This window comes from Nocardioides albidus (genome assembly GCF_006335005.1).
Classification (GTDB): Bacteria; Actinomycetota; Actinomycetes; order Propionibacteriales; family Nocardioidaceae; genus Nocardioides; species Nocardioides albidus.
In genome coordinates, this window is the sequence record NZ_VDMP01000027.1 from 320409 (window position 1) to 327309 (window position 6901).

7 protein-coding genes and 1 pseudogene are annotated in these 6901 nt (G+C 75.0%); 3 read left to right on the plus strand and 5 right to left on the minus strand.

What is annotated here, in order from left to right; translation table 11 throughout:
* Positions 1–38: 38 nt before the first annotated feature.
* On the minus strand, positions 39–923 hold the full coding sequence (locus FHP29_RS19905; RefSeq protein WP_139624596.1) for an ABC transporter permease: 885 nt from the start codon (positions 921–923) through the stop codon (positions 39–41).
* On the minus strand, positions 920–1804 hold the full coding sequence (locus tag FHP29_RS19910; protein ID WP_240044629.1) for an ABC transporter ATP-binding protein: 885 nt from the start codon (positions 1802–1804) through the stop codon (positions 920–922). The genes FHP29_RS19905 and FHP29_RS19910 overlap by 4 nt, the downstream gene beginning before the upstream one ends.
* 130 nt (positions 1805–1934) lie before the next feature.
* On the opposite strand from FHP29_RS19910, the gene FHP29_RS19915 reads away from it, so the two are divergent.
* Together FHP29_RS19915 and FHP29_RS19920 are read left to right on the plus strand one after the other, a co-directional pair.
* Positions 1935–3032, plus strand: coding sequence for a sensor histidine kinase (locus FHP29_RS19915; protein ID WP_139624597.1), 1098 nt, complete (start codon positions 1935–1937; stop codon positions 3030–3032).
* A complete protein-coding gene (locus tag FHP29_RS19920) occupies positions 3029–3688 on the plus strand; it encodes a response regulator (RefSeq protein WP_139624598.1) in 660 nt (219 codons plus the stop codon). The genes FHP29_RS19915 and FHP29_RS19920 overlap by 4 nt, the downstream gene beginning before the upstream one ends.
* Here FHP29_RS19920 and FHP29_RS19925 read toward each other — a convergent pair.
* Together FHP29_RS19925 and FHP29_RS19930 are read right to left on the minus strand one after the other, a co-directional pair.
* Positions 3685–4482, minus strand: coding sequence for a hypothetical protein (locus FHP29_RS19925; RefSeq protein WP_139624599.1), 798 nt, complete (start codon positions 4480–4482; stop codon positions 3685–3687). The two genes, FHP29_RS19920 and FHP29_RS19925, sit on opposite strands and share 4 nt — an antisense overlap.
* 37 nt (positions 4483–4519) lie before the next feature.
* Complete coding sequence (locus FHP29_RS19930) at positions 4520–5188, minus strand: pyridoxamine 5'-phosphate oxidase family protein (RefSeq protein WP_139624904.1); 669 nt, start codon at positions 5186–5188, stop codon at positions 4520–4522.
* A 72-nt stretch (positions 5189–5260) separates the two neighbouring features.
* Between FHP29_RS19930 and pdxR the strand changes: the two genes are divergently transcribed.
* Positions 5261–6607, plus strand: coding sequence for a MocR-like pyridoxine biosynthesis transcription factor PdxR (gene pdxR, locus FHP29_RS19935; protein WP_139624600.1), 1347 nt, complete (start codon positions 5261–5263; stop codon positions 6605–6607).
* Here pdxR and FHP29_RS21915 read toward each other — a convergent pair.
* Positions 6579–6901, minus strand: a pseudogene (locus FHP29_RS21915) (MFS transporter); the annotation flags it as partial. The gene pdxR and the pseudogene FHP29_RS21915 overlap by 29 nt on opposite strands.

Genomic DNA, 6901 nt, shown 5'->3' on the forward strand with positions numbered 1-6901 from the left:
ACGGGCGTGCGCTCGGGTCAGGTTGCGCCGGGTCGCTGTCAGGTGACGTCGCGGCGGCGGACGAGGGCGATGCTGGCGAGGACGGCCAGGACGACGTAGACCGCGACGGTGAGGGCGGCCCGGTCGCCGGGGATCGTGTCGACGACGCCGGGGGTGCCGTCGGTGCCGCCGACGCCGACGATCGATCCGACGAGGGATCCGGCGGCCGTGCCGGGCAGGACCTCGGTGAGGTTCTCCACCCAGCCGAGCAGCTGGCCGACGCCGCGCAGGAGGTTCTCGACGACGAGCGCCCAGACCAGGCCGAGACCGACGGAGAGGGCCGGGCCCCGGGCCAGGGTGCCGAGGAGGAAGCCCAGCAGCGCCCACATCTGAAGGACGAGGAAGCCCGCGCCGAACGCCTCACCCACCGATCCGGCGGAGGGCATCACGACGTCCTGGGACTCGCTGGCGGTGATCAGGAGGGAGACCGCGAGGTCGAGGGCGAAGGTCACGACCAGCGTGCCGACGACGATCAGGGTCAGCGACGCCACCGAGCCGACCAGTGCCGGTGTGCGGCGTACTCCTTGGGAGAACAGGGTCTTCCACGTGCCCCAGCCGTAGCCGTTGCCGGCCACCAGTGCGCCCAGCACCATCATCAGGGCCCCGCCGAACATCGGCATGCCCTGCAGGAACACGTGGGGTACGGCGTCCGGCATCATCCGCGCGAGCTGCTGGGCCTGGGTGGTGCCCTCGTCGGAGAAGCCGGGGTCGCCGCTGGTGTAGGAGAGGTAGGTGAACAGGTAGCCGAACAGCAGGCTCAGCAGGAGCCATGCGCCGAGCGTGATCCAGACGGCCGGCCAGGCGCGCAGCCGCATCAGCTCGGCCCTGGTGCTGCGGGTGGTGCCGCGGGTGGTGCTGCGGGCGGTGGAGACGATGGTGCTCATCGGACGGACTCCTTCTGGCTGGTCATCTCGAAGAAGACCTCTTCGAGGCTGCGCTCGGCAGCGGTGATCTCGTGGACGTCGACGCGGGCCTCGACCAGCGCGCGGGCGACGTCGGGGGCGCGGTCGGCGGGAAGCGTGAGCAGCAGGCTCCCGTCGGTGTCGCGTCGTACGCCGTCGTCGCCGGCCAGCCGCATCGCCACTGCCAGCGCCTCGGGCTCGGGGGTCGCGCGGACCCGCAGCGAGACGCCGCCGCGCAGCTCGGCCACCGTCGACTCCCGCAGCAGCCGGCCGTCGTCGATGACGCCGACCCGGTGGCAGATCTCCTGCACCTCGGCCAGCAGGTGGCTGGACAGCAGGACGGTCTGGCCGCCGCGCGCCAGATCCACCACGAGCGCCCGCATGTCGGCCATGCCGGCCGGGTCGAGGCCGTTGGTCGGCTCGTCGAGGACGATCAGCTCCGGGTCGCCCATGAGCGCGGCGGCGACGCCGAGGCGCTGCTTCATGCCGAGCGAGTAGCCCTTGAACCGGTCGTCCCCGCGGCTCGCGAGGTCGACCCGCTCCAGCACCCGCTCGACCTCGCTGTCGGGCAGCCCCCGGTGCCGGGCCAGCACCTTCAGGTTGGCGCGACCGGAGAGGTAGGGGAAGAAGCCGGGCCCCTCGATCAGCGCCCCGACCGAGGTGCTGGCCCGCGCGCTGCCCGAGGTGGGCCGGATCAGGCCGAGCAGCATCCGCAGGGTCGTCGTCTTCCCGGCCCCGTTGGGGCCGAGGAATCCGTAGACCTCGCCGCGCCGCACGGTCATCGTCACCTTGTCGACGGCGACCCGGTCGCCGTAGACCTTCGTGAGGCTCTCGGTGCTCGCCACCGTCATGTCTGTGTCCATGGCTCCACCGTCGCCGTCAGCGTGAATCGGCGCGTCCGCCGGGCGGATGCCGCGCTCTACGCAGTTCTGCGTACGCCGGGGGCGCTCACCGTCGTACGCGCGGACCGGCCGAGCGCTCTAGCCTCGCTGCATGGCACATCCGAGCGTCGCCGAGCTGACCCGCGCCCACCGGTCGTGGTGGCCGTGGGCGGTGCTCGTCATCACTGCGCTGGGCACCGGCGCCTCGAACGCCGCCAACGACGTCCACCCGATCACCCCGGCGGTCGCGCTGGCGGTCGCGGCGGTCCTGCCGGCCGTGATGCCGCCGCTGTCGGGGCGGGCGGCCACGGCCGCGCTCGTGGTGTCGGGCGCGCTGTGCGGCCTCTACTTCGCCCTCGGGTACGCCGACGGGCCGGTCTTCCTCGCGCTGCCGACGGTGACCTTCCTGACCGCCTGCGCCGTTCCGGTGCCGCGGTGGCTGCCCGGAGCCCTCGTCGGCGTCGCGCTGGTCGCGGCCGGACTGGCGGCCCGGTGGGAATGGCACGCGGACGAGCCGCACAAGAGTCTGTGGCAGGCCATCGGGATGGTCGGCATCGTGCTGGCCGCCGGCGCCGTCGCCACGGCGACCCGGAACCGGTTCGAGGCGCGGGCCGAGCGGCTCGAGCGCACGGCGACCGAGGAGCGGCTGCGGATGGCCCAGGACCTGCACGACGGCGTGGGCCACGGGCTCGCGGTGATCGCGATGCAGGCCGGGGTCGCCCTGCATGTCCTCGATCGCGACCCGGCCGCGGCGCGCAGCAGCCTCGAGGCGATCCGCACGACCAGCAAGGAGGCGCTGGATGCGCTGCGCTCCGAGCTGGCGATGATCGCGGGGGAGCCCGCCCCGCGGCGTCCGGCACCGGGGCTCGCGGACATCCCCGCCCTCGTCGACCGGGTGCGCTCCGCCGGGCTGCGGGTCGAGGTGGTCGGTGAGCCGGGGGAGCGCTCGCGCGAGAGTGGCGAGGCGGCGTACGCCGTCGTGCAGGAGTCGCTCACCAACGTGCTGCGCCACGCCGGCGCGACGTCCGCTCGGGTGGTGTGGACCGAGCGCGGGGTCACCGTCACCGACGACGGCCGCGGCGGAGCCGTGCAGGATGAGGGCATGGGGATCAGCGGGATGCGTGTGCGCCTCGAGGCGCTCGGCGGCACCCTGCGGGTCGGGCCGCACCCGGAGGGCGGGTTCGCGGTGGTCGCGGAGCTGCCGCGGTGAGCGAGCCGGTCCGGGTCGCTCTCGTCGACGACCAGCCGCTGGTCCGGATGGGACTGGCGACCCTGATCGCCGCCGAGCCGGACCTCGAGCTCGCCGGCGAGGCGGGCGACGGGCGTGAGGGGCTGGCCCTGCTGCGTCGTACGACGCCGGACGTGGTGCTCTGCGACATCCGGATGCCGGTTCTCGACGGGCTCGGCATGCTCGCCGAGGTCGCCGCCGACCCCGCCCTGGCGCCGGTCAGGGTGGTCATGCTGACGACCTTCGAGCTCGACGAGTACGTCTTCGAGGCCCTGCGCAGCGGCGCCAGCGGCTTCCTGCTCAAGGACGCCGAGCCGACCGCGATCCTCGACGCCGTCCGCGTCGTCGCCGACGGCGGCTCGCTGCTCGCGCCGTCGGTGACGCGCACGGTGATCGAGCACTTCGGCGCCAGCCGCCCCGAGCGCCCCCACCCGCGGATCGGCGACCTCACGGAGCGCGAGCGGGAGATCCTCGGCTGGGTGGCCACGGGCAGGTCCAACGGCGAGATCGCCGAGGTGCTCGTGGTCAGCCCCGACACCGTGCGCACCCATGTCAGCCGGGCGATGGTGAAGCTGCAGGCGCGTGATCGGGCCCAGCTGGTGGTGTTCGCCATCGAGTCGGGCCTGCGCCACCCCTAGCGTCCGCAGCGGAGCGCGGTGATCTCGTCGCGGTCGGCCAGCGTCCGGCCGAGCGCACCCAGGGGGAGGGCACGAGCGGCCGTTGCCACCTCGCGGTCGATCAGGCCCCGCGCGGCGAGATCGTCGAGCGCCGACGCGATGTCGTGACCGATCGCGGCGCGTTCGGCCGTGGACAACGCGGCCAGCGCTCGGGCCAGCCGGCGCCGCTTCGTCCGCTTCCGGCGGAGGGATGCCCGGGGTGTTCCGGAGTGGAGCCACAGCACACCGGCCCCGAGCGCGGCGTCGACAAGCAGCCCGATCAGGCCGTACGGCGAGTCCGCCCGCCCCTGGGCGATGGCGAGCAGCGCCAGCACACCGGCGAGAGCGGACGGCGCGAGATGCGCCACGCCGATCGGGCGGAGCCCGTGACTGGCCGGTCCTTCCGCGTCGCGCAGGTCCTGGAGGACGCCGAGGGTCAGCACCACTGCCGCGCCGCCCGTCAGCGCGCCGGCCAGGGTGAGGTCGACCACGGCGTCGCCGTCGGTGAGCCAGCGGAGGAGGAGGACGGTGGTGACGACCGGCAGCGTGAGGCTCGCGATCCACACCGGGAGCAGCAGCACGCCGGCCCACCGGGGGACCTCACGAGTGGGGCGGCCGAGCTCGCGCCAGGCTCCGACGGGAGCGTCGAAGGTGAGGGCGTGGCGCACGTCCGGGTGCTGCGCGAACGCGCGGGCCTCCAGCCGCCACCAGTCGAGCCGGGACCACTCCGCCCGGCCGCGCGCGAACGTCGCCGCTCCGCCGGGCATCTCGCTCACCGAACCACCCTAGTGACCGAGGATCGCTGGTCGGGCGTCAGCAGGCCCGGGACTGCACGTCCTCCGGTACGCCGACCCCGGGGAGGTTGTCCGATGCCGGCACCGGTTCGCCGAGCACGCGCCGGATCGGGACGTGCCCGCCCCAGATCCCGGCCGCCACGTCCTCCGGCTCGTCGACCGGGTCGCCGGCACGGGCCTTCATCGACGCCTCGGCCAGCGGTACGGCGAGCACGGCGGTGGCTGCCATCTCCTTGCGGGTGCTCGGCCGCAGGGTCGCGGAGCGGCCCGGGATCATGTGGTCGACGATCAGGTCGAGGGCGTGCTGCCGCTCGGCGTCGTCCTCGACGACGCGGGCCCGGCCGATGATCACGGCGGAGCGGTAGTTCATCGAGTGGTGGAACGCGGAGCGCCCCGCGACCAGGCCGTCCAGCTCGGTGACGGTCACGCACACGGTCGCTCCCTGCGAGGAGCGCAGCCAACGGGCCGCGACCGAGCCGTGCACGTAGAGCGTGCCGCCCTCGTCGGGACCGTCGGCGTCCACCGCGAAGGCGGTCGGAAGGACGACGGGGTGGTCGCCGACGCTCACACCGAGGTGCGCGACCAGGGCGTCCCCGAGCAGCGCGATCAGCTCTGCGCGCTCGGCGACGGCGCGGTTGCGTCCGCGGCGGATCCGGGTGCGGTCGGTGGGCTCCATGACGACGCTCATGGGTCTATCGTGGTGCGAAAGTGGCCTGTCCGCACGAGCCACTTCCGTCCGATCTAGACAGGCCAATCTGGGATGCTGCCCGTTCGTCTCGACCGCTCCGACCCGCGGCCGCTCGGCACCCAGCTCGCCGACCAGGTCCGCCGGCTGGTGCTCGACGGCGCCCTCGCCCGCGACGACCGGCTGCCCGCGACCCGGCGGCTCGCGGCCGACCTCGGCGTCTCCCGCTCCGTCGTCGAGCAGGCCTTCGACCAGCTGCTCGCCGAGGGTTGGCTCGAGGCCCGGCAGGGCTCGGGGACCTGGGTCGCCGGCGGCACCGCCGGCCGGGCCGCGGCGCCCGGCCGGCGTCGTACCCCGCTCGTCGAGCGGCCGCTGGTCATGCTCGACGCGGGCACGCCGTGGATCGACCCGCGCCACCAGGCGGTGTGGCGTCGGGCCTGGCGGGAGGTCTCCACCGCCCCGCCGCCGCGCGGGTACGACGACCCGCGCGGCCTCCCCGAGCTGCGCGCGCTGCTGGCCGAGCGACTCGGCCGCACCCGCGGCCTGGCCGTCGACGCCGAGCGGGTGCGGGTCACCGGCGGCACCGGTGCCGGGCTGCGGCACCTGCTGGCCGTCCTCCCGCGCGAGCCCCGCGGCGCCGTCGCCGTCGAGGACCCGGGCTACCGAGCGGCGGTCGCGACGGTGCTCGAGTCGGGTCGTGAGGTGCGGGACCTGCCCGCCCTGGAGCCGGTGACGGACCTGGCCGGCTGCCCGGCGGCGTACGTCACCCCGGCCCACCAGCACCCGCTCGGCCGGGTGATGCCCGCGGCCGACCGGCTCACGCTCCTGGGGACGGCGCGTCGCGACGGGGCGCTGGTCATCGAGGACGACTACGACTCCGAGTTCCGCTACGACGTGGCGCCGGTGCCCGCGCTGGCCTCGCTCGACCGCGACCGGGTCGCCTACCTCGGCACCGCGTCCAAGGCGATCCTGCCGTCGCTGCGGCTGGGCTGGTCGGTCGTGCCCGACCGCCTCCTCGACGCCTACGACGCGCATCGAGCGCTGACCCACGACGCCCCGCCGTGGCCGGTGCAGCGGGCGCTGGTGACGTTGCTGCGCGACGGGTACGTCGACGCGGTGGTCCGCTCCGCGCGGCGGGTGTACGCCGACCGGGCGCCGCGGGTCGTGGCCGCGCTCGCGCCGTACGCCGAGCTGGCGGGTCCGGTCGCCGGGATGTACTCCACCTGGCTGCTGCCGCACGCGCGGGCGGTCCGGGTCCGCGCGGCCGCCGAGGAGGCCGGGTTCCGCGTCAACCTGCTGCGCGACTACTGCCGCACGGCGCGGCTCAGCGGGCTGGTCGTCGGCTTCGGCGGCCCGACCGACGACGAGCTCGACCGGGCCCTCGAGGTGCTGGTCAGCGCGCTGGGGTCTCGCCGATCGTGACCGGGCGCCCGGCGACATAGCCCGCCCCCGCCTGGACGACGCCGAGCGCGACGAGCAGGGCACACGGCAGGGCCCAGCTGTCGCTGGCCTCGTGCAGCACGCCGACGAGGAACGGGCCGCCGGCGGCGAGGAGGTAGCCGATGCTCTGCGCCATCGTCGACAGCGACGCCGTGTCGGCGCTCGAGCTGGTGCGCAGCGCGAAGAACGAGAGCGTGACGGGGAAGACCGCGCCGCCGGCGCCCAGCAGCGCCGCCCACAGCCAGGCTCCGCCCGCGGGCGCCAGCCACAGGCCGG